The sequence below is a fragment of the Sphingopyxis sp. genome, from assembly GCF_016793825.1.
GTDB lineage: Bacteria > Pseudomonadota > Alphaproteobacteria > Sphingomonadales > Sphingomonadaceae > Sphingopyxis.
Genome location: NZ_JAEULM010000035.1, coordinates 34,996 through 58,703 on the forward strand (window position 1 = coordinate 34,996; position 23,708 = coordinate 58,703).

Sequence of the window (23,708 nt, forward strand, 5' to 3'; positions counted from 1 at the left end):
CGCGATGCCGAACCATCGATCAATGAGTTCGGCCTCGGCCGGAATCGACGACCATGAATCATCGAAGTGGTAACTGACAAGAGGAATGACCGCGTCGTTCGTCTTGATGTGCTGTCGCGTTCTGGGACGCGCTCGGGATGGCTTTGTCTGCATCCCCAGTTTTTGGCCCGGCCCGAAATGAGGACGGCGGAGGGTCACTCGCGCAAGCTGCGCGGCATTAATTGTGTGGGATCAGCGACGCATTTCGTGGTCGATGAAAGACAGGGGCCGTGCCAGGAATTCATGCATGGGATCGGTAGGATGAGCCGTGACCATCATGGCGTGATCGCGGCTGCAATAGGCAGCCTCAACGTCCAGTGTCATCGAACAGCTTTTTTGCTTACTGCCGGGGCTGCGATTCGGGTGCCGCGAGAAATGCGACGGCCATGCACTGCGCTCGCTTCCGAGCCCCAGATGCTCCACAACCGCCTGCAACTGAAGTTGCCGGTATTCACCGACGTCATCACCGTCGTCGCCATACCAAAGATGCGGATTCCCTTGGGCCGAGAACCCGCGCTGTCCGGGGTTTCGGCGCTTGTCGGCCTTTTCCTGTCCAGTTTTGCAAGCGCGCCGCCCGAAGTCCTTGCGCCTCCAAATATCGTCCAACATGTCGTCGTCGAAGACCGTCTTGAGGCCATTTCGATCCTTAAGCCCCGTCAGAAGTTCCTCGGTGATCGGGACCGCTGCTGCAGGTCTGGCGTCAATCAGCCACACCAGGGCCAAAGCTTTGATAAGGTTTGCGAGATCTTTTTTCGACGTTCTGTAGCTAAAGGACGTATTTCGTGCGCCGGAGAGCGGAAGCGACGCAGCTTCGCAGAAGCGGCTTATTTCGATGAGACTGACGGCGACATTCTGTTGCCGGTCGAGCGACCAGAGCGTCACGGCAGGTCGTTTTTGGGCCCATGCCGCCTCGCTACCATGCTTCTCGATCCATGCCGCTGGATGGGCTCGCAGATTATCTTGTGTCAGTCGGGTCTCGAATTCACTCGTCCCCCGAAATATATCTGGCAGCTCATTTCCACATTCGAGGAGGATTTGAGGCAGGTGCGACGCCGCGGCGAGCGACCAGGCCCCGCCCATGAGGGAATCTCGCTCTGCGAAGACGCAAGTCGGCGGAAGCAGGACCGTTGTCTGTAGAGGCATCATTTCGAGCAAACGGTCGGTCTGAACCTGGTTTGCCGTGAAAGCCTCGGAATTTGGTCCAACCGTGATGCTGTCGATGCCCTGATGCATGGTCATAAAAGTGCCGTCGTCGCGATAGGACATCGCACACATCGCTCTGTCGTTCATCGACAGTCGGGCGAGTTCGGCATGAGCCGAGAGTGCGTTGGCTGGCGCCAGAACACGACGCATGTCGCGCTTCCGCCAGAAGCGGGTGACTTCGTCGGGCCACCCTGCTCGGGTGCGCAATTCTGGCGCTAATGCGAGGGCGGCGCGGAAATCCTTGGCGAGCAGAAGTTTGCCGACAAGTGGCTGCTCGCCATTATAAAAGTGGAGGAGCCTCGCCAGATCTCGCGGCGTGTGACCGATGAGAACCTCAAAGATCCATTCCCTGTCAGGCTCATTATCAGGATCGTCCTTGATGGCATAGTCAGCCGATGACGGAATTGATTCCGCCTCAGGCTCGTCCGGCATGATCCTGCATTGGCGATAAAGACCGGACTCGATTTCCGAAATGCTCATGTCCGGGTGGAGCAGCGGCGATCCGGGATACGCTTCGCGAGACAGTCCGGCGAGGATGCCGAGATGCGGGGCGCGAAACATCCCCCACTCGTCGCCCAGTGAGCCGCCTGCTTCGGACAAATAATCCCATCCCTCGCGAAGCAGAGCAACTATGCGTCGCTCGCTCACGGACTCACCGGCACAGATAGTCTTGTAAATTTTGCGGTGGCGGGCTACCCAATCAATAGACGATAACATTGGCATTCTAAAAGACTCCTTTGACAAAAGTCTCCTATTCTAGGATTTGCACCTATAGGTCGGCAAGCAATCGGGATATTTTTTCGAAATCTTCCGTTAGTCTGTGATCGTCGGCATCGAGCCATAACTGCATTCCCTCAATGACGCGGCCGAGATATTCGGCCGCCTCTTCGAGTTGGTGCCATAAAGTTACGTTGCGTGGATCGTGCTTTAACTGGTCCTCGCACGTCCGCATTTCGCCAGTCAGCTGCGCCGCATAATCCTCAAGTTCGCGATAAGAGCCAAACACGCGCTCGTCCGAGCCGAGCGTCAGCTTGACACTGCGTTGACCGCTCATGATCCTTCGAGCCCGTCCGGCCGAAGCCGAAGATTGGCATCGTGCGTCTTCAGCCAATCATGCGCTGCGCCGCGCGTAATCTTTCCGGTCGGTTCCGCGACATTGAGAAATTCGGCAGTGCGCGCAATCAGGAAATACTGTCCGCGGGTCATCGGTTTGGCGCGCCAGCTTTGCGTCGGTTGTGACGCCTCGCGATCGGCCCATCGTGCACATTCCTCGGCATAGGCACGGCGTTCGCGATCAAGAATGATCGCTTCGCCTTTGCGGTGCCATTGATCGAAGTTCGCGCGAACCGCGGCGACCTCTACAGAGAGATTGTCGGCGTCACTTGATCCCATCGCATATTGCGCGAGAATTGCGGAGTATTTGTCCACGGGAAGACTGCGAAGATATAGGCGCGCCGACGCCATCTCGCCTGTATAACCAGCGCGGCGGTCAGCCGCGGCGAGCGTTCTGGCGTGCCAGTTTTCGTGGCGCGTTATTTGGTCAATGCCGCTTCGGGCGGAACGCTTGGCTTTTTGAATGGCCGCGAGTTCCTCGCGGAGTTTCGCTTCCCTGGCTTTGGCGTCCGCGAGTTTGCGGCGCCGGCTCACTTCGTCTTTGTCGAACATTGTCTGCCTCCTTCAGCGGAGCAGCCCAATTAGCGTGGCAGCGCGCGTACCGTGCGGAGGGTCACTTCGACAGGCGAGTGGCAGATCGGTGACCCTCCGCATTTGAGGGTGAGCGAAGTTGTAAGCTTCGATCCAAAGCAAAATTCCAAACTGATAGGCAGAAGGGGAAGAGGGGGGTGGGAGTGCGAAAGAAACGTTGACCGGGGTCAACAGGCCCATGGCTTTCGTCCCACCCCCTTCTTTCAAGTGAGCAAAATGGCGCAAAGCATGCAGTTGATCGGCGAAGATGGCGTAATGGCCCAAGCCGATGCGCGGGCCTTCGCCATGCTCATGGCGCCGAACCGCACCGCGCGCCGATTGATGGCAGCGGACCGCACGATCGCAGGCGCGATCAATCGCGTTGCCACGATGCGGCGCAGGCGCGAGGCCGGGGCCGAAAGAGCTTACGCCATCGCTGACCGAGCGTTGCAGCGCGAGCTTGCCGAAAGCATTGCACCGGGTTGGGGGCGCACGTTTCGGGTAAAGATGCAAAGCCCGCCATTCAGATCGGCATCCGACCGTAAAATCAGCAGATCGAAAATGGCGCCTTCCGCTGCTCGCCCGCTACGTCGATATCAAACCCCGCTGATCGATGCTCGCGGCCGTGTCGCGCTTTATATGAACGTCACCTACAAGGGCTTCAACTCGAAGGGTTGGCGTTCCGGCCTTGCCGCAGCCCACGTTGAGTATATTTTTCGCGATGGGTCGCTCGAAGAGGGCGATGTTCAGTTGGCCCATCCGATCAGCAACATGGGTGAGAGCGTCGAAGAAATCGAAGCGGCCTGGCGCATGCTGGAGGCCGTCGAGGAAGGCTATCGGGCCAACGCCAAGGTCCAGTATCGTGTGGTGCTGAACTTGCCGCATGAACTGAGTGCCGGGCAGCGCCGTTCGTTCGTATACGAGTTCTGCGAACGAACTTTTGGTCGGCTCGGTTTGGCCTACGCTGCCGCTCTCCATGTGCCGGACGAATTGAGCGATCAGCGCAATGTTCACGCCCATATCGTGTTTTCGACCCGGCCCTGCGAACGCACCGAATCCTATCAGTGGGACGTCGCGGAGGAGAAGGTCAACGGTCTTACCGACAAGGCGGGCCTGTTCCGGCTGCGCGCACTCTGCGCGGCGCATATGAATCAAGCCTGTCGCCACGCGGGCCTAGCAACACGCTTCACGCATCTCAGCTATCAGGCGCGCGGTTTGAATGCCCAGCGCCAGGAGCGGGTGGGGCCGCAACGCATGGCGGCATTTGACCGCGGCGAAACAGTCGCGGTGATCGAAAGCAACGCTCGCATTGTGACGCTCAATGAGTTGGGCGTCGCGACCGACAGCACCGCCAAAAAACTTGTCCTAGCCGAGCGTGAAACCGCGCTGCTGGCGCGTAGCGTCGAGATCGCGGCGAGACGGCGCAATCTTGCCGCGCAGCGCGATACGCTCGCCGAACTTACGAGACGTATTCGCGCCGTCACTATTCCCTCGCGTCGCCGCCCCTTACCGGACGTCGCAATCGTCCGCGACATTGCGTCGGGCGCTGCCAGTGTCCGAACGGTGATCGAGGCAAGGGCCGCTCATAACGTGCCAATGAGCCGTAGCGCCAACGTGCGGAGCATCGCGGCCACCGTCCGACGGATGATAGCGCAGCGGATTTTATTGGAAGCGCGCCGCACAGGTGTCGATCAGGCGGTGACCCAGCTCGGGGCTATACGCCAGCGGCTGGATCAGAATCGGCTGGTCACTGCGGCTGCCACCGCAACTGCCGCCAATGAAGCGGGTCGCTCGGTTTTGCTCGGGGCGAAAGTCGCGCCATACCAGACTGGCAAGCTCGGACTACAGCTGGATACATCGCGGCTCGATGCATCCGAGGTCGCGCGTGTGCAGGCTATGGACGAAAATGCGCGCCGCGCCGCTCTCTCCGAGCGCCATCGTAATGATCGTCGACGTGCTGCAGATATTGCAGCGGCAGCGGCGGCGGAGACCTACCAGGCGCAGCACCAGCGCGCATGGAATGATTTGCTGCAGGAGCTTCGCATTAAGCGGCGCTACATCGCGATCAACAACGGAAAGCCAGTGTGGAATCCGCTGATGCTTAATCGCCATGGGCTCGAGCCCTCCGCAATCCCGCCGACAGAACTCGAGCGCGCTGTTCAGGAAATTCTGCAGCGGCAGAGGAGTGAAATGTCCCAAATTTCGCAATACTGCAGGTCGTCGCCGGACAGCATCCGCAAGGTCGACGACAAGTGGTCGGTGACTGAAAGCGCACCGCTTCAAATTCGCAATCTTTTGCGAGCATGGGAAGAAGAACCAATGGTGCAGGCGGCATTGGAACGTCTGGCGGACGCGCCGCCCCAGCCCCAAAATAGGCCGGTCGCCGCGACTCTTCCGTCTCCTGCACAATCTAATGGAATATCTGCCGTCACGCCTTATCGATCAGCGACGGTCGGCGTGGGTATTCCCGGAGACGGTCGTTCTCCTGCAGCCGAACGGTCCAGCAGCGCTGCGTCGCCTCGGCGAAGGCTGTCGTCCTACGAACAGATACTGGTTGCAGCAGCCGATGCGCGCAAAAAGCATGATGCTCGATGGCGCCGCTCACGGCGACTTGATATGCCGGATGCATCCAGCGCATTGGGTTCGCCAAGTGAACGAAAGCCTGACCAAAAACAGCCAAGGGAGGGCGGCCGCCCGTTCCCGCCGGACAAAGATTTTGGACGGTAGGCAAGATCTGGATCTGATCGACCGGCTCGCGTCACTGTGGTCTTTGCCATGTCGGCATGATGCTTAGGCGAGCCCATTCAGGCTCTGTCGCCGCTCACCCTAGGGATTGGCGCTGTACGATTTCCTGCTCGCGGGCGTCGCAAAGCTTGATCGCTGCCCTTTTGCCGCCCCATACGACTTGATGAAGGGCAGGGCAGAAGCACTCCAGATCTTCGCCCGCCAAATACCACACAGCGATCGGACAACCGGTGCAGGCGGCTTCCGGCTCGTGGATCGCATAGCGAGGATTGTCACTCTCTCGGTCCGCCTCCAGCATCTTGAGGGTGGGGCTGACGTGATCGCTCGAAAGCGGTGCGAATGATCGGTGGTCCATAGCCATTGCTTGTCGTCCAACTCCTCGGTGTCCGCGCGCTTATCGGCATTCGAACTTAAAAGTCCGTTTCCCGTCTGACGGCATACGCATGTGACCGGGATGGAAAAGCTGCTGCGACTGCGTCTCCTGCAGCCGGGTGAAGAGGGGAGGAAAAGCCTCGCCTCCGCTCGGCGGTAAGCAAGCAGGAGCAAATCCATGACCACCCATAACGCCGCCGCCTCGTTCGAGGCGGCGCTACGTCTCTGCGCGTCACGCGAGGATGTCCGCATCCTCCGCCGCATGCGACCGATTTCCGAACTTGTGAATAGCGGACCCCCAATCGGGTCCACACGGCGCATCGCGATCGTCGATACGGAAGCAACCTCGGTCGATGTCCAGACCGCCGAGGTCATCGAAATCGCCGCCGCGGTCGTGCTGGTCGACGACGCTGGAGAAATGCGTGCTGTCGAAGAAACCCGGCGCGGCTTGCGCGATCCCGGCATTCCGATCCCGGCCGAGGTGCAGCGGCTGACCGGAATATCGGACGACGACGTGGCGGGGAGGGGCCTGAACGTGCCGCGCTGGGAAGCGCTGCTCGGCGGCTCTGACCTGATTGTCGCGCACAATTCTGCCTACGACGCTCCAATCGTTGAACGCTTGTTGCCCGGGATCAAGGGGCATGCCTGGGCCTGTTCGATGCGCGAGATTGATTGGGCGGCGCATGGATTCGATGGCGCCAAACTCGGTCACCTCCTGATGCAGATTGGCTACTTCACCACCGGGCATCGGGCGGACGCCGATGTGATCAGTCTCGCACATCTGCTGACACATCGTCCGGACGGCGTGCGGCCGCTCATGGCAGAGCTGATCGCTCGGGCAGCGCAGCCGTCGCTGCGGTTCGAAGCGACGGGCGCGCCGTTCGACAAACGCCATCTCCTCAAGGCGCGCGGCTATCGCTGGGATGCGCGCGAGAAGGTCTGGTGGCGCGAGATCGCCGAAGCGGCGCACGAGGCGGAAGCCCTGTGGCTCGCGCGCGATGCCGAGCTCCGCGCAACACCGCGCGTGACCCAGCTCAGCTGGCACACCCGTTATCGATAAAGGGGGAGGGCCTCGCTGCTCTGGTCGCGCGAGCAGCGAGGCCAGCGAGCGTCGTTATGCCGCGACGCTTCGCATGAAGGTGAGGTCGCAATCTCTTCCTTCAGAGAGCGGCTTAGCCGCAAATTTTGAACATCCAGTAAATCGACGGCCTGCGGCCATCGAATGGCGCCGACAGGCGCAAGCCACCGCCGATGCGGCGGAATTGAGCACCGTGAGAGAGCGGAAAAAGGCTCCGGCCAAAGCGGCCGTCACCCAAGAGTAAGGAAGATAGCATGAACGACACCACGATAAAGGCGCTGCGGCAACAGAAACACGCCTGGGCTCTGCGCCACGAAATGGGCTTTCCGGCAGACCACAAGCTTACCCCGTCAATTGAATTCGGCACCGGTGGCGCGATCGACGGCGGCATCGTGTGCGAACTGGTTCTCCGCGCGATGGATCGGGACCAGGACATCATTTATGCAGGTCAGTCCCACACCGGCAAGTCCGGGCCGCGTGAGTATCTGGCAGTTATGCGCAACCAGCATTTGATCCACACTTTTGATGCCGACCCTGGTCGGGCGACAGCAATGCGCCGGTGATATTGGTGTCGGAATGCGGGAAAGTTACGATCCGGCTGGGCAGCGATGGCGCGTTCGAATGTCTGGCGGGAGCGCCCTCCGACATCGCGGGCGGACATTGTCGAGCCTTGGCCCGCATAGCACGCGTCGCCGCCGCGACGCGCACGCGTATCAAGACGCACACGTCCCAGCCGCGCTCCAGCGACAAATAATCGGGGCCGGTGCCGGCACCCATCATTCTCAAAACCACTGAGCACCGCGGCAGGCCGAGCCTGCCGCGCATTCCAAGGAAATATCTGTGAAATACGAACCCCGTATCGGCGTTGAACGCCGACCGCGCTCCTATATTGTGCTCGACGTCGAGTCCGCCGTCATCGATGAAAGCGGCCACCGCCGTTACCAGGCCACGGAACGGTATAGCCCCGGTAACGACAACAGTCAGCCTGCGCGCCGCGGTTATACGCGCAGCGAAGATCCGTTGACCTGTCCGCGCTGGGTGTTCCAGACCATCGTCACCGCCTCTGTCATGGTGCTGACAGAGCATGCCGACGGTAATCTGGATATCGCGCAGTTCGTGACCTTGAGCCAGCCGGACCATGACGAGCGTGCGATCGTGGCCGGGCTGTTCCAGCTGCTGCAGACCTGGCCAGACGCCGAGCTCGTGACGTGGGCGGGGATGGTGCACGACATTCCGTTGATCATGATGGCGGCCTACAAGCATGGCCTGACTCTTCCCCGTGGCTGGCGCTGGCTGTCTTTCGGCGGCAACGATCCGGCTCGCCACCTCGACTTCGCTCGCATCGTGACCGGTGGGTTCAAAATGAAGCCGATCCATCTCGCCGAGGTCTTGGCTGTGCTCGATATCCCGGCGAAGATGACCGCGCCGGCGTTCGCGGTCACGGGGTTCATCTACGCGGGCGCGTGGGATGCCGTTCAGGAAGCCTGCGAAAGCGATACGATTGGCGTCGCATGGCTGCTTGCACGCTGGCGGCGGTGCCATGACGGGCGCGCCGATATCGACGTCGCGACGGATCGCCTCCTTCGGCGGATAATCGAGCTACGCGAGGGGCGTGGCTACGTCGCCGAACTGCAAGCGCGGCGACGACGATTTCTTGTCGAGGCAGGTCGTCGGGCGATGGCGGCCTGATATCGTCCTGCGTTGCTGGCGCGTAGCGGACCGAATGCTGGTCCGCTACGCGGCTCATTGACTACCCGGCGCGCGCTTGCGGGTGATCGTCTTAGGCAGAAGGTACTCGAGAAGCCCCTCTTGGCCATTCTCGACCCCAAACCCCGATTGCTTGTGTCCGGCAAAAGCTACGAAGGGCGAGAGGTGGCGAGTTTCGTTGACCCATACATTGCCGCTCTCGATCCGTTCGGCCAGCGCCCAGGCGGAGTCTTCGTCCGCCCCCCAGACAGTTGCGCCAAGGCCGTATTCGCATGCGTTGGCGCGCGCAATTGCCTCGTCATAATCACCGAATTTGAGGAGCGGCAGTACCGGGCCGAACTGCTCTTCCTGAACGATACGGCTATCTTCGGGGGGATTGTCGATGATTGTGACCGGGATGAAATGACCGGTCCCCGGCGCTTCCTCGCCGCCGGTCAGGAACTCATAGCCTTGCGCGCGCGCGTCGCGGATTAGTTCTAGCACGCGCTTATATTGCAGACTGTTATTGACCGGTCCGATCTGCGTGCCCAGCTCGGCCCCGTCGCCGACCTTTACCGTGCGGGCATAGGCGACGAGAGCGTCGCGCAGCGCATCATAGACCTGTTCGTGGACATAGATGCGCTTCGAGGCGATGCAGATCTGCCCGCCATTGCCGAACGCAGCCCAGAAAATCTGCTCGGCGATCGCCTCGGCATCGACATCGTGCATGACGATCGCGGGGTCGTTACCGCCAAGCTCGAGGGTCACGCGCTTCAGCGTGTCCGACGCTGCGGCCATCACCTTCTTGCCCGTCGCCGTCGAGCCGGTGAAGCTGACCTTGTCGATCCCGGCATGGCTGGTGAGCCAGGGGCCGAGCGCATCGCCGCCGCTGATCACATTGAGCACGCCCGCCGGGAAAATGTCGGCGGCTAGTTCGCCGAGCTTCAGCGCGGTGAGCGGAGTGAAAGGCGAGGGCTTCAATATAACGCAATTGCCCGCGAGCAGCGCCGGTCCGAGCTTGAACGAGGCGAGGATCAGCGGATAGTTCCACGGCGCGATCGCCGCCACCACGCCGATCGGGACGTGCCGGGTTTCGCTGTAGCGCTCGGCGCTGTCCTCGTTGACCGTGACGGGAATGTCGAGGCTCGCTGCCGCCTTGAGCCAGCTTGCCGCGCCCAGCAATTCCTCGGCGGCATCCTTGTGCGGTTTGCCCTGCTCGCGGGTAAGCAGCCGCTTCATCGGCTCGACTTCGGCGATCAGCCGGTCGGCGAGCGCGATGATCGCCTCGCGGCGCGCCTCGACCGGTGTATCGCGCCAGCCCGGAAAGGCGGCACGCGCCGCGGCGACCGCGGCGTCGAGATCGGTCGGCGACGCGTCGGGGGCTGCGGCGAAAATGTCGCCGGTCGCGGGATTTTCCACCGCCAGCTGTGCCGCGCCCGGCACCAGCTGTCCGCCTATCAGCATTCGGAAATCGCGATCGATCGTCATGCCCATTTCTCCATTTGCGCTCACGCGCTCATCTCGCTGTCGAAGCCCATCGGGGCGAACCAGGCGCGGTCTTTGGCCGCGCGTGCGCGGCCAAGCGGCAGGATCGCTGCGGCAAGGCGGCGGTGATAATCGCGTTCACCGCCTGCGTGCGCAGTGCGCAGCAGCGCGTCGATCGCCTCGCGGATCGCCTCGGCGCGATCGCGCGACAGGCCATCCTCGTCGGCGAGCCGGGCGGCGAGGGCGGCGCGGGCGGCGGCGATGGGTTCGCCTCCCCCTGCGATCGCCAGCATCTCGCGGGCCATATCGGACATGTCGGCGAGTTCCCCGGCCTCATGGGCGGGGGTCGCGTCGCGCTGCGCCTGGATGATCTGGATATGCCCCATGGCGAGCATGATCTGCTCGCGCGCGAGATTGGCGCTTTCGGGAAGCGCGGGCAACACCACGGACTGCAGCGCGCGCAGCACGCTGTTGAGGCGATCGTCGACCGAGGGGTTCACTGGCTTTCCTCCATCATGAGGAGCCGCGCCAGCTCGTCGACGAACAACGGCCCGGTCGCGGCAAGGAAGGTGAGCAGCACATCCTGGTGGTTATGCGCTTGGCGCGCGGCGCGCACGCCGAGCGCGGCGACGAGGATGTAGCTCTTCCACGCGTTGAACATGGTGAAATAATGCAGCTTTGCTGGATCGACTCGATTGCCGCTCGCGGCCTCATATTCGGCGAGGAATTGTGCGGGCGGGGCGAGATCGCTGCCGCGAAAGACGCCGTCGATATGGCTGCCGAACACCGGCTGGATCGCCCAGGCGAGATCGGCGTGGAGATCGCCGAGGTAGCACATCTCCCAGTCGAGGATCGCGGTGATCCGGCCGTCAGCTTCTTCGAAGAGATAATTGCCGGTGCGATAGTCGCCGTGGACGACCGAGATTTTCTCGCAGTCGGGCACATTATCCTCGAGCCACTGCGTCGCGAGGCGAAGCACGGGCTCCTTGGTCACCGCATCCTGCTCGAGCAATTCCTTCCAGAACTGGATCAGCCAGCGCGTCGGCTGCTTGGGATCGTCCGTCGGCGCGGTAAAGGAGGGCAGATCGGCCGTGCTCCAGTCGAAATTGTGGATGGTCGCCAGATGCCCCAGGAATTGCGGGCGGATGATGTCGCGAAGTGGATCGCCCAATATGGTGCCGAGACCCGTCACCGAAAGCTGGTCCGAGGTTGGCTTGGTCACACCCGCAACGACCTCGACGATCATTGCGGGGCAGGGGAAATGGTCGGCGTCGATGTCGAGCCACACTGCGGCGGGAACCGGAAGCGTGCCTTCGAACGCGCGCAATATCTCATATTCGCGCGCACGGCTCGTCTCGGTGATGCCCTCGGTCGGGTCCATGCGCAGAATATAGCGGCGTTCGGTGCCGTCGCGCTCGAGCGTGAAGATGAACTGCTCGCGCGATGCGCCGCCGCCCATGCGCGCGACGTCGCGGACATTCGCGCCCGGCTCCCGCTCATCGTACCAGCTTTGCAGCAGCGCCGCGACCGCGCGATCCTCCTGCGGAAGATAGGGCGGCAGACCGCGCCGCGCCTTGCGTTCTTCGAGCAGCGTGGCGAGCAGGGGTTCGGTGTCGTTCATTGTCTCTTCCCTCGCTTTTTGTCAGGCCGCCAGGAAGCCGCCGTCGACGGCATAGGTCGCACCCGTGACATAGCTGGCTTCGGGGCTGGCGAGAAAGGCGATGACATTCGCAACCTCTTCGTTGCGGCCGTAGCGGCGCATCGCGATCAGCCCAGAAAAGCCCGCGCGCGCGGCAGCGGGATCGCCGGGCGCCGCCTGCTCCTCGATCGACTGCATCATCGCATTGTCGATCGGGGCGGGAGCGACGCTGTTCACCCGGATGTTGCTCGCGGCAAGCTCAAGCGCGGCGACCTTGGTGAGACCGAGGATCGCATGTTTGGTGGCGGCATAGGGGCCGATGCCCGGAACCCCGACCTCGCCGGTCACCGACGACATGGTGACGATCGCGCCGCCCGTTTCGGCCATCGCGATCCCGCCATGCTTGATCGCGAGGAAGGTGCTGCGGATGTTGGCGCGCATCACCTCGTCGAGACTCTCGACGTCGGCCATCACCAGCGGGATGACGCTGCCTTCCGATCCCGCGTTGGCGACGAGGATGTCGAGCCGCCCGAAGCGCGCGAGGGTTGCCGCAACGAGCGCCGCCACATCGGCCTCTTCGGCGGGATGCCCGGCACAGGTCGCGACGCGGTCGCTTTCGCCCAGTGCTGCGGCCGCCTCGGCGAGTCGTCCTGCATCACGGCCGGCGATCATGACGCTTGCGCCTTCGCCGAGAAATTTGCGCGCGGTCGCCGATCCGATCCCGCCCGTCGCGCCGGTGATAATGGCAATCTTGCCGTCTAGTCGGCCCATCATGCTCTCCTCTTCCCTATATGTTTTTGCCATCTTTCCGAGCCGGGAGCGCGCTTGGCTCGGCAATGTAAAAGTGACATTGACATCACTTTTACATTCTTGCACTATGAGTGCAAGTCGAAAAGACAATGGATGAATGGAATCGAGGGTGCCGATGGAGCAAGATCCAAACAGCAAGGCTGAGCAGGCGCTGCCGCCCACCCCCAAGGGGCAAGCGACTCGTGAGCGCATGCTCGATGCGGCGACCGAGGTCTTCGGGCAGCGTGGTTACGAAGCGACCCGCGTCGTCGACATCAACACCAAGGCCGGGGTGAGCCACGGCCTCTTCTATCGACACTTCAAGGACAAGGCCGAGATCCTCGTCGCGGTCCTCGACCGGATGAATGCGCAGCTCCGTCACACCTCGGGGCGCGAAGTGGGCGAGGATGGCGCGGTCACCCTTGCGCAGCTCGAGCGGCGCAATATCCAGTTCTTCCGCGAATATTCGCAGAACCGGAAACTGCTTCGCGTGGCGCGCGAAGTCGCGGCGCGGAACGACGAGATCGAGTTTCGCGAAATGTGGCTCAAGATTCGCAACCGCTATGTCGGGCGAACGCATCGCTGGTTCGATCAGCTCGTCGCGAGCGGCGAGATTCCTCCACTCGACGACGCCGCGATGGTCGCGGCGGGGCTGAGTGCGCTTACCGAACAGCTTGCCTATGTCGAGATCGGGCTTGCGGTCGATGATCCCGATGCGGCAACCATCGAGCGGCTCGGTCGCAGCTGCGCCCTGATCTGGTATCGGACGATCCGCGGAGCGACGGCATGAGCCCGGTCGATCTCCTCGATATCGCGCCCTTCCAGAGTTCGCGCGAGCATGAGCTGTTTCGCGGCCTGCGTGGCAGGGAGGGCCTGGCTTTCAACCAGGAGCCCGACGGACCGGGCTTCTGGTCGCTCGTCCGTTACGCGGACATCTCGGCGGCGGCGCGCGAGGGTCAGCTCTTCATCTCGGGGCAGGGAACCCAGATCAAGGATCGCCGCGCCGAAGGCCATGGGGCGCCCAGCGTCCACAACAGCGACGGCACGCTCCATTCGCGGCTGCGCTCGATCGTCATGCCCGGCCTGTCGCGCTCGGTGGTCGAGCGGCGAACCGAGGCATTCGCGCGCATCGCTGAGGAACTGGTGCTCGCGGCGCCGCACGGTGAGGCCTTCGATTTTGTCGATCGCATCGCGGTCCGGCTGCCGATGCTCGTCATCGCCGACATGCTCGGCGTGCCCCCCGAGGAAGCGCCGGCGCTCGTCGACTCGGCCAATCTGATGTCCGACGTCAATGCGAGCGACGCGGAGCAGGCGGGTGCACGCCAGCATCTCTTCGACTATTTCCGTGACCTTGGCGCATTGAAGCGCCGGCAGCCCGCCGACGATCTTGCGACCCTGCTTGTCGAGGCCGATTTTCCGGAGGGCGAAGAGCCGCAGCAACTGCTCGACGCCTATTTCATGCTGCTGACCATCGCCGGCAACGAGACGACGCGCTTTCTCGTTACCGGCGGTCTCGCACAATTGGTGCGGCAAGGCGATTATCCGCTCCTGCGCGATCATGGCGAACTGCTGCCGACCGCGACCGAGGAAATGTGCCGCTTCGTCTCGCCGGTCACGCACATGCGCCGCACGGCCTCGGCCGACACGGTGATCGCCGGGCAGGCGATCGCGAAAGGCGACAAGGTCGTCCTGTGGTTCGCGAGCGGCAATCACGACGAGAAAATGTTCCGCGAAGCGGGCAGACTGGTTCTCGACCGCAAGCCTAACCCGCATATGGGCTTCGGGATCGGACCGCATTTCTGTCTCGGCGCGCATCTCGCGCGGCTCGAGACACGGCTGCTGTTCGAAGCGCTCGGACGCCATATTGAGACGATCGAGCTCGTCGGCGATCCCGAGCGGCTGCCGTCCAACTGGTTTACCGGCTGGTCGGCGATGAAGGTGCGCTGGCAATGAGCGGCACGATCCTTGTCACGGGTTCGGCGAGCGGCATCGGCCGCGCGCTCTACCGCGACCTCGTCGACGCGGGGTATCGGCCGATCGGTCTCGACCGCGCCGCGGGGCCCGGTTGTGACATCGTCTGCGACCTTGCCTCGTCCGAAGCGATCGCCCGCGCGGCGGAGCAGATCGATGGGCCGCTTGCCGCTATCGCGCATGTCGCCGGCTTGCCCGGGACGGCGCCGACGGCGGCGGTGCTCGCGGTGAACCTGCTCGCGCCGCGGCAACTGACCGACGCGCTGGCGGGGCGGCTGGCCGAGGGCGCGAGCATCGTCGCCGTGTCGAGCATCACGGCTGCGCGCTGTTCGCTCGACGATGCCGCGAAAGACTGGCTTCTGGGCCTCGGGCCCCGCGAATTGCAGGCCGAGCTTTCGACCCTCGACGGGACATTGGCCTACGAACATTCAAAGGCGCTGCTCAACCGCTGGATGCTCCATGAGGCGGCCGCTTTCAGCTCGCGCCGGATTCGCGTCAATTGCGTCAGTCCGGGCCCGGTCGAGACGCCGATCCTCGCCGATTTCCGCAGCTCGATGGGCGCGGACCGGATCGCCGCGGCCGAAGCCCTCACGGGCCGTCACGGCCGGCCTGAGGAAATCGCCCAGGCCATCTTCTTCCTGCTGTCGTCGCGCGCGAGCTGGGTCAATGGCGTCGATCTCAAGGTCGATGGCGGCTTTCATGCGCTGCGCACGCTGGCGGGGCGGGGCTGAACGATGAAGCTGATCCTCGTCCGCCACGGCAAGCCCGAAACCCAGGCCGGTGCTACCCCCGCCAATCCGCCGCTGTCGGCGCTCGGCCGCGAGCAGGCCGGGCATGTCGGCCAATATCTTGCCGAAACCGCGGTCGATGCCATCTTTCATAGCGGCATGGCGCGCGCCGCGGGGACCGCGCAGCCGCTCGCCGACCGGCTCGCTATTGTTCCCGAGGCGATCGCCAATCTCGGCGAAGTCGATCGTTACGGGGTCGATTATGCCAATGCCGAGATCATCCGGGCACGCGGCGAGGCGGAATGGCGCCGCTTCCTTGGCGATCCGATCGGCTATTTCGGGATCGACCCGAAGCGCTTCCGTTCGGAGACGCTCGACGCCTACGCCGATCTCCTCGCGCGGCGCCACCTCGAGACCGTCGCGATCTTCACCCACGGTTTTCCGATCAATATCCTGCTCGGGCAGGCGCTCGGCCTCGACGGCATGGGCCATTTCCTGCCCGATTATGGATCGATCACGCGGCTTGCCGGCTCATCGCTCGATCGCCTCGCGGTCGTTAGCGTCAACGAGACCGCGCATTTGTCGGGCCGGTTCTCGGGCGCGTCGGCATGAACTGGTCGCCCGCCGCGATCGCCGCGCGCGACCCGGACCGCGAAGCGCTCGTCTTCGGCGCGCGGCGCTGGACCTACGGCGATCTCGACCGGTTCAGCGCGCGCGTCGCCGCGCTGCTTTGGCACGAAGGACTATCGCAGGGCGATGTCGTCGCGCTGCTCGTCTCGAACCGGCCCGAATTTCTCGGACTTGCCTGGGCGGCGCAGCGTTCGGGTCTCTATTTTCTGCCGATCCCGACCAGGCTGACCCCCGGAGAGGTGCGCTACATCCTCGAGGACAGCGGGGCCCGCGTTCTGATCGCTTCGCCCGACCTCGCCGCGCTTGGCGCGGCGGCCTCGGAGGGCCTCGACCTCAGACGCTACGGCCTCGACGATGGCGGCGGCTTACCGCCTCTCGCCGCGGCGCCTGGCGACCATTCGCCGCCGCCCGCGATCGAGGGCGGCGACATGCTCTACACCTCGGGAACGACGGGCCGGCCCAAGGGCGTGCGCCGTCCGCTGGCCGGCGAAGAATTGGGCAGCGACGGCCGCCGCGTCGAGCGCGGCGCGGCCCTGTTCGGCTTCGATGCCGACACCATTTTTCTGTCGCCCGCGCCACTCTACCACGCGGCCCCGCTGCGCTTCGCGATGAACCTGCTGCGCGCCGGCGCCAAACTTGTCGGCATGGAGAAATTCGATGCCGCCGCAGCGCTCGGTCTGATCGAGCGCGAGCGGGTGACGCACAGCCAGTGGGTGCCAACGATGTTCTCGCGTCTGCTCGCGTTGCCCGGGGATGCGCGGGCGGCGCAGGATCTGTCGTCGCACCGCTGCGCGATCCATGCCGGCGCGCCATGCCCGCCTTCGGTGAAGCGCGCGATGATCGACTGGTGGGGGCCGATCCTCCACGAATATTATTCGGGCACCGAAAGCGTTGGCTTTACGCACATAAGCTCGCCCGAATGGCTCGCCCGGCCGGGCAGCGTCGGACGGGCCTTCGGCTGCACGATTCATATTCTCGATGACGATGGTCGCGAAGTGCCGCCCGGAACGACGGGCACCGTCTATTTCGAGGGCAAGGCCGGGCTCGAATATCACAATGATCCCGAGAAGACGCGCGGCGCGCTCGACGCGCACGGCTGGGCCACGATGGGCGACATCGGCCATGTCGACGACGACGGCTTTCTGTTCCTCACCGACCGGCGGAATTTCACCATCATCTCGGGCGGTGTGAATGTCTATCCGAGCGAAGTCGAAGCGGCGCTGATCGAGCATCCCGCGGTGCGCGACTGCGCGGTCTTCGGGCTTCCCTACTCCGATCTCGGCGAAGTCGTCGCGGTTCTCGTCGAGAGCGACGCCGCGACGGGGCCGCACGACATCGAACTCGCGCGGCGGATCGCCGCCGACATCGCAGCGACCCTCGCCGGGCCGAAGCGCCCGCGCCTCTGGCGCTTCGAAAGCGTCGGCCGGACCGAAACCGGCAAGATCCACAAGCAGAAGCTGCGCGACGCGAGCCGGGAAGCCGGACGCATGATCGACCTTCGAATGTCGGCGCCCGCACGAGACGGGGGCAGCTGACGAGATTTCGACGAACATTTTCAGGGAGAGCGAAAATGACTTATAATAATACCAGAAAAACCGCCCTTTTCATCGCCGGGAGCATGATTGCGCTCGCGGCCGTCCCGGCGGGGGCGCAGGACGCACCGGCGACGCAGGATGCCGCTACGACCGACGAAACGACGAGCGCGGGCGGGCTCAGCGACATCGTCGTGACCGCCCAGAAGAGGTCGCAGAATCTTCAGGATGTTCCCGCCGCCATCTCTGCCTTCTCGTCCGAAGATCTCGCGGCGCGCGGGGTCAGCGAGACGAGTGACCTCATGGGCAGCCTGCCCAATATCCAGGTGACCTCGGCCTATTCGGATACGCAGCCCAATTTCTCGCTCCGCGGCATCTCGGTCGCCAACGAGTTTTCGGCTTCGACGGCATCTCCGGTCGGGGTCTATGTCGACGAAGTCTATCAGAGCTTCCGCGCGAGCCACGGCCAGCAGCTTTATGATCTCGAGCGCGTCGAAGTCCTGCGCGGGCCGCAGGGCACGCTTTACGGCCGCAATACGACGGGCGGCGCGATCAACTTCATCACCCGCAAGCCCGATCTCTCGGGCAACAACGGTTATCTGACGCTCGGCTACGGCAATTATGACACGATCAAGGCCGAGGGCGCGGTCGAGCTGACCCTCGCTGAGGACAAGGCGGGCATTCGCGCCGCCTTCACGCGAAGCAAGGGCGATGGCTATACGTTCAATCCGACACAGAACGTGGACTTCGGCACCACCGATTCGATCGCGGGCCGCATCTCGCTTCGCTTCAAGCCGGTCGATACGATCGATATCAACCTCAAGGCCTATTATGCCAAAAATGACCCGCGGCAGGATCTGCCCTATGGTATCGGCTATCTTCAGGGCCGCACCGACGCCGGGGGCTATTCGCGCTTCGATCCCAGGCCCGAACTCGGGGGTCGGCTGCTGAAGCGAAACGAGGTCCAGTCGGATACCGGCGGCGAATATTTTACCCGGTCGAAAGGGCTGTCGCTCAATATCGAGGCCGAACTCGGGAACGACCTCACCCTGACCTCGATCACCGGCTATGATGTCGGCCGCTATCGCCTCGCTCCGTTTGATTGCGACGGCTCGCCGAACAATATCTGCGCGATCCGCTACGACAGCGCGAGCAAGAGTTTCAACCAGGACCTGCGCCTGACCTATGACGGCGACCGGCTGAAACTGATCGGTGGTCTCTATTATGGCCAGGACAAGATCGACACGCACAATGAGCCCGATTTCTTCGGCTTTCTGCGCCCGATCCTTTCGGGGCTCGGCCTGCCCGGAAACTATGGCAATATCCCGATCGCGGTCGGCAATTCGCTGCGGACGCTACCGGCCTTTGCGCTCGACCCGTCGTTGACCCCGACCGACCCGGGCTTCTGCGCTCCCGTCGTGATCAACCCCGCAGGCTATTTCGACGCGCGCACGCTGATCGCGTTCAACGCCGACGTGGCCGCGACGAATACGGCTGGCGGGACTGCGGCGCAGAACGCCTGCTTCGCGGCGGGCGCCCCACCGTTCGGACCGATCGCCGGAGACCAGCGCTTCACGCTCAAGCGGCCCTCAACCGCCATTTATGGAGAGGCGGTCTGGGATGTCACGGATCAGCTCAGCATCACGCTTGGCCTGCGCTACACATGGGACAAGGTGAAATATCAGAATGCGCGGACGGTCCTCTTCGGGCTGGACGGGGTGACCCCGATCGCTAACCTTGTCCCTTACAGTTCGCCCGATGATCCAAACCTTCCGGCGTTGAACCAGAAGGAATCCTCGGGCGAACTCACCGGGCGCCTCGTCGTCGACTATAAGTTCAGCGACGATGTGATGGGCTATGCAAGCTACAGCCGCGGTTATCGTTCGGGCACCTATAACGGACTCGCTTATCAGGATGTGAGCCAGGTCTATTTCCTCGATCCCGAGAAGGTGAATGCCTATGAGGTCGGGTTGAAGACGCGACTGCTCGACAACAAGCTCCAGCTCAATCTCGCCGGCTTCTATTATGATTATTCGAACCAGCAGATCGCCCAGATCATCGGCGCGACATCCTTCCTGCGTGCCGCAAACGGCCGCGTTTTTGGCGGCGAGGCCGAGCTCGCCCTGCAGGCTACCGACGCGATCCGCTTCGACGCCTCGGTGGGCTATCTCAACAGCAAATATAAAGGCAACAAGATCGACCCGACCGATCCGGCCAGCCTGACACGCAACATCAACGGCAACCAGTTCCCCAACGCACCCAAATGGACTGCGTCGGCGGGGGTCGACGTGACGCTGGTCGACAGCGGTCCGCACAAGTTCCAGGTTCGCGGCGACGTCCAATATATGGGTAAATATTTCTTCGACCCGTTCGGTTCCTACGGCCAGAATCCCTGCGACAAGCCCGCCGCAGGTTCGCTGGTGCTTGCGGCGACGCCCGAGATCGCTTGCGGCAATCCCGACTATGTCCTCTTCAATGCCAGAGCGACTTATACGTTCGACGAGCGCTTCTCGGTCGCGCTGTGGGGCAAGAATCTGACCAACAAATTCTATTATACATATGGTCTGAACCTCAACGCCTTCTACCTCGACTATCTCGCTCGCGGTGCCCCGCGCACCTACGGCGTCGAAGCAACGATGCGCTTCTGACGATCCGGAGCAACCGAAAGTCCGCTTTTCCGCCGCATAATGGCAACGGGAGGGCGGGCCAGACGGCCCCGCGCCACCATCAGGGAATGAGAGTATGACAGGCAGGCTGGAAGGCAAGGTGGCGCTGGTCACCGGCGCGGGATCGGGGCTCGGCGCGGCGATAGCGCGGCGCTTCGCGGACGAAGGCGCACGCGTGATCGTCTCCGATGTCAATCTCGCGGCAGCGAGCGAGGTTGCTCGCCATTTCGGCGGCGGAGCGGTGGCGTTGAGGATCGACGTTGCCGATCCGGCCGATTGGGCAGCCGCCTTGCCGGTTATAGAGGACGCCTTCGGAGCACTTCACATCCTCGTGAACAACGCCGGAATCTGCTTGACGGGTTCGGTCGAAGAAATCTCGATCGAGGACTGGAAGCGGACGCACGCCATCGATCTCGATGGGGTCTTCTATGGCATGCGCAGCTGCCTGCCGCTGATGCGACAGAGCGGCGGCGGCGCGATCCTGAATATCTCGTCGATTTCGGGGATTGTCGCGGCGGGCAACCTCGCCGCCTACAATTCGGCTAAGGCGGCGGTGCGTCACCTGACCAAGTCGGTCGCGCTACACTGCGCCAAAATGGGCGGCAAGATCACCTGCAATTCGCTCCATCCGACCTTCATCGACACACCCTTGCTCGACGGGCTGACGGCGGGGCAGGCGCGCGAAGATGTCCTGGCCAAGCTTGCCCGCCAGATTCCGCTCGGGCGTGTCGGCGTGCCTGGCGATGTCGCGAACGCCGCGCTCTATTTCTGTTCGGACGAAGCAAGCTTCGTGACGGGTGCCGAGCTAGTGATCGATGGCGGACTTTCGGCGATGTGACCCCAGCACGGCATGCCGCAACCACCCCATCAATTAGGATCGGAGCCAATAGCCGATGAGTATCTCTGACCGCGCCCTCGCCATCGCCGCGAAGGTCGAAACCTTTGTCCGCGAAACCGTCGTTCCCTATGAGAAGGATCCGCGCCGCGACCATCATGGCGCACCGACCGACGACCTCGTGATGGAAATGCGCGAACATGCCCGCAACGCCGGGGTGTTGACGCCGCATATCCTGGGCGACGGCGGTCATTTGAACCAGCGCGAGACCGCGGTCGTGCTGATCAAGAGCGGCCTGTCGCCGCTCGGCCCGCTCGCCTGTAACACGATGGCACCCGACGAGGGCAATATGTATCTGCTGGGCAAGGAGGGGAGTCCGGAACTTAAGGAGCGGTTTCTCAAGCCTATGGTCGAAGGCAGCGTCCGTTCGGCCTTCTTCATGACGGAGCCTGCCGAAGAGGGCGGCGCAGGATCTGACCCGTCGATGATGAAAACGACGTGCCACCTCGACGGCAATCACTGGGTCGTCAACGGCCGCAAGACCTTCATCACCGGCGCGCTGGGCGCGCGGGTGGGCATTGTGATGGCGAAGTCCGAACAGGGCGCCTGCATGTTCCTCGTCGACCTACCGGACCCCGCGATCCGCATCGACGACGTACCCAACACGATCGACAGCTCGATGCCCGGCGGCCACGCAACGATCACTATCGATAGCCTCCGCATTCCGGCCGACCAGATGCTGGGCGAAGCGGGCGAAGGCTTTCGTTATGCGCAGGTCCGTCTCTCGCCTGCGCGCCTGTCGCACTGCATGCGCTGGCTGGGCGCGTGCATCCGCGCGCACGAGATTGCGACCGACTATGCCAACCGCCGCGAGGCGTTCGGCAAGGCGCTGATCGACCATGAAGGTGTCGGCTTCATGCTCGCCGAAAATATGATCGACCTGAAACAGGCCGAACTGATGATCGACTGGTGCGCTGGCGTGCTCGACACCGGCTCGCTCGGCACCGTCGAAAGCTCGATGGCAAAGGTCGCGGTGTCGGAAGCGCTGATGCGCGTCGCCGACCGCTGCGTCCAGGTGATGGGCGGCACCGGGGTCACCGACAAGACGATCGTCGAGCAGGTGTTCCGCGAAGTCCGTGCCTTCCGCATCTATGACGGCCCGACTGAAGTCCACAAATGGAGCCTCGCCAAGAAGATCAAGCGCGACTGGAAGGCTGGCTTGTGAGTGTGGGAGGCGAGCACGGGGCGGGCACGGCGGCTGTGCGCGACGGTTTCGCCTTCGACGAAGCGGCCTTGCGCGACTGGCTGGTTTTGCATGTCGACGGTTTTTCGGGGCCGCTCAGTATAGAGCGTTTCAAAGGCGGTCAGTCCAACCCTACCTACAGGCTCTGCACGCCGTGCGCGCATTATGTGCTCCGGCGGAAGCCGCCGGGGCCGCTGCTCCCTGGCGCTCACGCCATCGAACGCGAAGTTCGCGTGCTGACGGCGCTCAAGGCGGCCGGCTTTCCCGTGCCGCATATCTTCGCGTTATGCGAGGAGCCGACTGTTATCGGGACGCCCTTCTATATCATGGAAATGGTCGAGGGCCGGATCTTCTGGGACGCGACATTCCCGTCTGTTCCGCATGCAGAACGGTCCGCCTATTTCGATGCGATGAATGAGACAATTTCCCGGCTTCACGCGATCGATCAATTAGCGGTGGGACTCGGCGATTACGGCAAACCCGGCGACTATTTCGCACGGCAGATCGGTCGCTGGTCCAAACAATATCTCGCCGACGATCTCGCCGGGCGCGATCCGAATATGGACTATATGCTCGAGTGGCTTCCGGCCCATCTTCCGGAAAGTAATGCAACGGCCATCGTCCATGGCGACTTCCGATGCGACAATATGATCTTCCACCCGACCGAACCGCAGATCGTGGCAGTTCTCGACTGGGAATTGTCTACGCTCGGCCATCCCTTGGCCGATTTTGCCTATCATGCGATGATGTACCGGATGCCGCCGCACATCGTGGCAGGGCTTGCGGGTGCCGATCTAGAGGCGCTCGGCATTCCGTCCGAAGCCCGGTATGTTGGCGATTATTGCCGCAGAACCGGCATGCCCGACACCGACTATGCGTTCGCCATCGCGTTCAACTTCTTCCGCCTTGCTGCGATCTTCCACGGGATCAAGGGGCGGGCCATCCGGGGCACCGCCTCGTCGGCAGAAGCGCATGAGCGCGCGCGGGCCTTTCCCGACCTCGCTGCCCTAGCGGTCGCGCAGACGCGGCCCGGACGCGACCCATTGTCAGCCTGAAATTTGAGGAAACAGATATGCCAGAGATTATCATCGTCCTGCGCGACGGCAGCGATCGGATCATCGACACCGATCCCGAATATTCGCTGATGGAAGCCATTCGCGATGCCGGCGTCGATGAAATGCTCGCGATGTGCGGCGGCTGCTGCTCATGCGCGACCTGCCATGTCTATATCGAAGAGTCCGGAGGCGATTTGTCCGAGCCGTCGGCGGACGAGGACGACCTCCTCGATTCGACCGGTTGTCGAACAAGCCAGTCGCGCCTCGCGTGCCAGGTCCGGCTGGCCGAATCGACCATCAAGCGCGCACGCATCGCTCCCGAAGATTGA

22 protein-coding genes are annotated in these 23,708 nt (G+C 63.0%); 14 read left to right on the top strand and 8 right to left on the bottom strand.

Features of this window, described 5'->3' with window-relative positions; genetic code table 11:
* Positions 1-231: 231 nt before the first annotated feature.
* The 3 genes from JNM03_RS11090 to JNM03_RS11100 are packed head-to-tail and all read right to left on the bottom strand — an operon-like array spanning position 232 to position 2,907.
* Complete coding sequence (locus JNM03_RS11090; RefSeq protein ID WP_294036604.1) at positions 232-1,965, bottom strand: hypothetical protein; 1,734 nt, start codon at positions 1,963-1,965, stop codon at positions 232-234.
* A gap of 46 nt (positions 1,966-2,011) precedes the next feature.
* Positions 2,012-2,296: a hypothetical protein gene (locus JNM03_RS11095; protein WP_294036606.1), complete on the bottom strand. Its 285-nt coding sequence runs from the start codon at positions 2,294-2,296 to the stop codon at positions 2,012-2,014.
* Complete coding sequence (locus JNM03_RS11100) at positions 2,293-2,907, bottom strand: hypothetical protein (protein WP_294036608.1); 615 nt, start codon at positions 2,905-2,907, stop codon at positions 2,293-2,295. Before JNM03_RS11100 ends, JNM03_RS11095 begins: the two co-directional genes overlap by 4 nt.
* 255 nt (positions 2,908-3,162) lie before the next feature.
* Between JNM03_RS11100 and JNM03_RS11105 the strand changes: the two genes are divergently transcribed.
* On the top strand, positions 3,163-5,652 hold the full coding sequence (locus JNM03_RS11105; RefSeq protein ID WP_294036680.1) for a MobA/MobL family protein: 2,490 nt from the start codon (positions 3,163-3,165) through the stop codon (positions 5,650-5,652).
* A gap of 94 nt (positions 5,653-5,746) precedes the next feature.
* Here the strand turns inward: JNM03_RS11105 and JNM03_RS11110 are convergent, their stop codons facing one another.
* On the bottom strand, positions 5,747-6,031 hold the full coding sequence (locus JNM03_RS11110; RefSeq protein ID WP_294036610.1) for a hypothetical protein: 285 nt from the start codon (positions 6,029-6,031) through the stop codon (positions 5,747-5,749).
* A 189-nt stretch (positions 6,032-6,220) separates the two neighbouring features.
* Between JNM03_RS11110 and JNM03_RS11115 the strand changes: the two genes are divergently transcribed.
* The 3 genes from JNM03_RS11115 (at position 6,221) to JNM03_RS11125 (ending at position 8,809) form a co-directional block, all read left to right on the top strand.
* Positions 6,221-7,102, top strand: a complete 882-nt coding sequence (locus JNM03_RS11115; protein ID WP_294036612.1) for a 3'-5' exonuclease — start codon at positions 6,221-6,223, stop codon at positions 7,100-7,102.
* Positions 7,103-7,374: 272 nt separating this feature from the next.
* Positions 7,375-7,683, top strand: a complete 309-nt coding sequence (locus JNM03_RS11120) for a hypothetical protein (protein WP_294036614.1) — start codon at positions 7,375-7,377, stop codon at positions 7,681-7,683.
* Between the two features lie 277 nt (positions 7,684-7,960).
* On the top strand, positions 7,961-8,809 hold the full coding sequence (locus tag JNM03_RS11125; protein ID WP_062900804.1) for a hypothetical protein: 849 nt from the start codon (positions 7,961-7,963) through the stop codon (positions 8,807-8,809).
* A 54-nt stretch (positions 8,810-8,863) separates the two neighbouring features.
* Here JNM03_RS11125 and JNM03_RS11130 read toward each other — a convergent pair whose 3' ends face one another.
* From JNM03_RS11130 to JNM03_RS11145, 4 genes are read right to left on the bottom strand one after another with little or no spacing between them, the layout of a single operon-like run.
* On the bottom strand, positions 8,864-10,294 hold the full coding sequence (locus tag JNM03_RS11130) for an aldehyde dehydrogenase family protein (RefSeq protein ID WP_062900803.1): 1,431 nt from the start codon (positions 10,292-10,294) through the stop codon (positions 8,864-8,866).
* A gap of 20 nt (positions 10,295-10,314) precedes the next feature.
* Positions 10,315-10,791, bottom strand: coding sequence for a hypothetical protein (locus JNM03_RS11135; RefSeq protein WP_062900802.1), 477 nt, complete (start codon positions 10,789-10,791; stop codon positions 10,315-10,317).
* The gene (locus JNM03_RS11140; protein WP_294036619.1) at positions 10,788-11,912 is read right to left on the bottom strand and encodes a phosphotransferase family protein; all 1,125 of its coding nucleotides are present in this window, start codon (positions 11,910-11,912) and stop codon (positions 10,788-10,790) included. Before JNM03_RS11140 ends, JNM03_RS11135 begins: the two co-directional genes overlap by 4 nt.
* A 21-nt stretch (positions 11,913-11,933) precedes the next feature.
* Positions 11,934-12,704 (bottom strand): SDR family NAD(P)-dependent oxidoreductase, encoded by a 771-nt coding sequence (locus JNM03_RS11145; protein WP_202988371.1) that lies wholly within the window; start codon positions 12,702-12,704, stop codon positions 11,934-11,936.
* A 151-nt stretch (positions 12,705-12,855) separates the two neighbouring features.
* Between JNM03_RS11145 and JNM03_RS11150 the strand changes: the two genes are divergently transcribed.
* The 10 genes from JNM03_RS11150 (at position 12,856) to JNM03_RS11195 (ending at position 23,708) form a co-directional block, all read left to right on the top strand.
* Positions 12,856-13,509: a TetR/AcrR family transcriptional regulator gene (locus JNM03_RS11150; protein WP_294036624.1), complete on the top strand. Its 654-nt coding sequence runs from the start codon at positions 12,856-12,858 to the stop codon at positions 13,507-13,509.
* The gene (locus tag JNM03_RS11155) at positions 13,506-14,672 is read left to right on the top strand and encodes a cytochrome P450 (protein WP_062900798.1); all 1,167 of its coding nucleotides are present in this window, start codon (positions 13,506-13,508) and stop codon (positions 14,670-14,672) included. Before JNM03_RS11150 ends, JNM03_RS11155 begins: the two co-directional genes overlap by 4 nt.
* Entirely contained in the window at positions 14,669-15,421 is a 753-nt protein-coding gene (locus tag JNM03_RS11160) for an SDR family oxidoreductase (RefSeq protein ID WP_062900797.1), read from the top strand. Before JNM03_RS11155 ends, JNM03_RS11160 begins: the two co-directional genes overlap by 4 nt.
* A gap of 3 nt (positions 15,422-15,424) precedes the next feature.
* Positions 15,425-16,030, top strand: a complete 606-nt coding sequence (locus JNM03_RS11165) for a histidine phosphatase family protein (RefSeq protein WP_294036628.1) — start codon at positions 15,425-15,427, stop codon at positions 16,028-16,030.
* A complete protein-coding gene (locus tag JNM03_RS11170; protein WP_082819806.1) occupies positions 16,027-17,583 on the top strand; it encodes an AMP-binding protein in 1,557 nt (518 codons plus the stop codon). The genes JNM03_RS11165 and JNM03_RS11170 overlap by 4 nt, the downstream gene beginning before the upstream one ends.
* Before the next feature lie 35 nt (positions 17,584-17,618).
* A complete protein-coding gene (locus JNM03_RS11175) occupies positions 17,619-20,228 on the top strand; it encodes a TonB-dependent receptor (RefSeq protein ID WP_294036630.1) in 2,610 nt (869 codons plus the stop codon).
* 94 nt (positions 20,229-20,322) lie between these two features.
* Positions 20,323-21,084 carry a glucose 1-dehydrogenase gene (locus JNM03_RS11180; protein WP_294036631.1) on the top strand — a complete coding sequence of 254 codons (762 nt, stop codon included), beginning with the start codon at positions 20,323-20,325 and terminating at the stop codon, positions 21,082-21,084.
* 55 nt (positions 21,085-21,139) lie between these two features.
* The gene (locus JNM03_RS11185) at positions 21,140-22,306 is read left to right on the top strand and encodes an acyl-CoA dehydrogenase family protein (protein ID WP_294036633.1); all 1,167 of its coding nucleotides are present in this window, start codon (positions 21,140-21,142) and stop codon (positions 22,304-22,306) included.
* A 35-nt stretch (positions 22,307-22,341) separates the two neighbouring features.
* Entirely contained in the window at positions 22,342-23,379 is a 1,038-nt protein-coding gene (locus tag JNM03_RS11190) for a phosphotransferase (protein ID WP_294036635.1), read from the top strand.
* A 17-nt stretch (positions 23,380-23,396) separates the two neighbouring features.
* Positions 23,397-23,708 carry a 2Fe-2S iron-sulfur cluster-binding protein gene (locus JNM03_RS11195; RefSeq protein ID WP_294036637.1) on the top strand — a complete coding sequence of 104 codons (312 nt, stop codon included), beginning with the start codon at positions 23,397-23,399 and terminating at the stop codon, positions 23,706-23,708.

Excerpts from the sequence above, each read along its gene's own strand:
- JNM03_RS11090 (WP_294036604.1), bottom strand. The coding sequence starts at position 1,965 with ATGCCAATGTTATCGTCTATTGATTGGGTAGCCCGCCACCGCAAAATT.
- JNM03_RS11095 (WP_294036606.1), bottom strand. The coding sequence starts at position 2,296 with ATGAGCGGTCAACGCAGTGTCAAGCTGACGCTCGGCTCGGACGAGCGC.
- JNM03_RS11100 (WP_294036608.1), bottom strand. The coding sequence starts at position 2,907 with ATGTTCGACAAAGACGAAGTGAGCCGGCGCCGCAAACTCGCGGACGCC.
- JNM03_RS11105 (WP_294036680.1), top strand. The coding sequence starts at position 3,163 with ATGGCGCAAAGCATGCAGTTGATCGGCGAAGATGGCGTAATGGCCCAA.
- JNM03_RS11110 (WP_294036610.1), bottom strand. The coding sequence starts at position 6,031 with ATGGCTATGGACCACCGATCATTCGCACCGCTTTCGAGCGATCACGTC.
- JNM03_RS11115 (WP_294036612.1), top strand. The coding sequence starts at position 6,221 with ATGACCACCCATAACGCCGCCGCCTCGTTCGAGGCGGCGCTACGTCTC.
- JNM03_RS11120 (WP_294036614.1), top strand. The coding sequence starts at position 7,375 with ATGAACGACACCACGATAAAGGCGCTGCGGCAACAGAAACACGCCTGG.
- JNM03_RS11130 (WP_062900803.1), bottom strand. The coding sequence starts at position 10,294 with ATGACGATCGATCGCGATTTCCGAATGCTGATAGGCGGACAGCTGGTG.
- JNM03_RS11140 (WP_294036619.1), bottom strand. The coding sequence starts at position 11,912 with ATGAACGACACCGAACCCCTGCTCGCCACGCTGCTCGAAGAACGCAAG.
- JNM03_RS11145 (WP_202988371.1), bottom strand. The coding sequence starts at position 12,704 with ATGATGGGCCGACTAGACGGCAAGATTGCCATTATCACCGGCGCGACG.
- JNM03_RS11150 (WP_294036624.1), top strand. The coding sequence starts at position 12,856 with ATGGAGCAAGATCCAAACAGCAAGGCTGAGCAGGCGCTGCCGCCCACC.
- JNM03_RS11155 (WP_062900798.1), top strand. The coding sequence starts at position 13,506 with ATGAGCCCGGTCGATCTCCTCGATATCGCGCCCTTCCAGAGTTCGCGC.
- JNM03_RS11160 (WP_062900797.1), top strand. The coding sequence starts at position 14,669 with ATGAGCGGCACGATCCTTGTCACGGGTTCGGCGAGCGGCATCGGCCGC.
- JNM03_RS11165 (WP_294036628.1), top strand. The coding sequence starts at position 15,425 with ATGAAGCTGATCCTCGTCCGCCACGGCAAGCCCGAAACCCAGGCCGGT.
- JNM03_RS11170 (WP_082819806.1), top strand. The coding sequence starts at position 16,027 with ATGAACTGGTCGCCCGCCGCGATCGCCGCGCGCGACCCGGACCGCGAA.
- JNM03_RS11175 (WP_294036630.1), top strand. The coding sequence starts at position 17,619 with ATGACTTATAATAATACCAGAAAAACCGCCCTTTTCATCGCCGGGAGC.
- JNM03_RS11180 (WP_294036631.1), top strand. The coding sequence starts at position 20,323 with ATGACAGGCAGGCTGGAAGGCAAGGTGGCGCTGGTCACCGGCGCGGGA.
- JNM03_RS11185 (WP_294036633.1), top strand. The coding sequence starts at position 21,140 with ATGAGTATCTCTGACCGCGCCCTCGCCATCGCCGCGAAGGTCGAAACC.
- JNM03_RS11195 (WP_294036637.1), top strand. The coding sequence starts at position 23,397 with ATGCCAGAGATTATCATCGTCCTGCGCGACGGCAGCGATCGGATCATC.